This window comes from Colwellia sp. TT2012, assembly GCF_001440345.1.
In the GTDB taxonomy this organism is placed as follows: domain Bacteria; phylum Pseudomonadota; class Gammaproteobacteria; order Enterobacterales; family Alteromonadaceae; genus Colwellia.
Window position 1 is genome coordinate 1 of sequence record NZ_LJYX01000138.1, and the last position, 798, is coordinate 798.

General features: G+C 60.2%; 2 protein-coding genes. Both read left to right on the top strand.

Annotated elements, in window-relative coordinates:
• Positions 1 to 295 (top strand): NAD(P) transhydrogenase subunit alpha (locus tag ASU03_RS19160; protein WP_157465996.1); only part of this gene is annotated, 295 nt, incomplete at its 5' end.
• Positions 295 to 798, top strand: a 504-nt coding sequence (locus ASU03_RS19165) for an NAD(P)(+) transhydrogenase (Re/Si-specific) subunit beta (RefSeq protein WP_197411320.1), incomplete at its 3' end; no start/stop codon positions are given. The genes ASU03_RS19160 and ASU03_RS19165, both read left to right, overlap by 1 nt.

A 798-nucleotide genomic window follows, 5' to 3' on the forward strand; every position in this document is an offset into this window, starting at 1 on the left:
CTACAACCTGATCATCTTCGTGCTGGCGATTTATGTCGGTTATCACGTGGTCTGGAACGTCACCCCCGCGCTGCACACGCCACTGATGGCGGTGACCAACGCAATCTCGGCGATCGTGATCGTTGGCGCCATGCTTGCGGCCGCGCTCACCGTCACGCCGCTGGGCAAGACCATGGGCACCCTGGCCGTGGCCCTGGCCGCGGTAAACGTGTTCGGCGGCTTCCTGGTTACCCGTAGGATGCTTGAGATGTTCAAGAAGAAAGCGCCCAAGGCTAAAGAAGAGGTGCAAAAGTAATGAGCATGAATCTGGTAACGACGCTCTACCTGATCGCGTCGATCTGTTTCATCCAGGCCCTCAAAGGCCTGTCGCACCCGACCACGTCACGCCGCGGCAACCTGTTCGGCATGCTCGGCATGGCGCTGGCGGTACTCACCACCGTTGGCCTCATCTATAAGCTCGGTGCAGAGCTTGCCACTGCCGGCATCGGCTACGTGATTGTCGGCCTGCTGGTCGGCGGCACCGCCGGTTCGATCATGGCCAAGCGTGTAGAAATGACCAAGATGCCTGAACTGGTCGCCTTTATGCACAGCATGATCGGCCTGGCCGCGGTGTTCATTGCCATTGCCGCAGTGGTCGAGCCGCAATCGCTGGGCATCGACAAGCAACTGGGCGATGCGATTCCTGCAGGCAATCGTCTGGAACTGTTCCTCGGTGCTGCCATCGGTGCCATTACCTTCCCCGGTTCGGTCATCGCCTTCGGCAAGCTGTCGGGGAAGTACAAGTTCCCCCCGTCCCAG